Below are 246 nucleotides of genomic sequence, written 5' to 3'. Positions count from 1 at the left end.
AGAAAGACCCGATCATCGACTCCATGAAGTCGGCGCTGACCAAGCGTGTCCTCGACATGCTGGAAAAGCTGGCGAAGAACGAGCCTGAGCAATACAAGGGCTTCTGGAAAAACTTCGGTCAGGTCATGAAAGAAGGCCCGGCAGAAGATTTCGCCAACAAGGAAAAAATCGCCGGCCTGCTGCGTTTCGCATCGACCCACGGTGACGACGGTGAGCAGACCGTTTCCCTGGCCGACTACCTGGCTC

The 246-nt window shown here is 56.1% G+C and carries 1 pseudogene; it reads left to right on the top strand.

The annotated features are described in order from the left end of the window. Positions 1-246: pseudogene (locus FJ988_RS30665) on the top strand (molecular chaperone HtpG); the annotation flags it as partial.

Origin of the sequence: Mesorhizobium sp. CU3, from assembly GCF_006442965.1 — a bacterium.
Lineage (GTDB): Bacteria > Pseudomonadota > Alphaproteobacteria > Rhizobiales > Rhizobiaceae > Mesorhizobium.
This window is presented reverse-complemented; position numbering and strand designations above follow the sequence as displayed.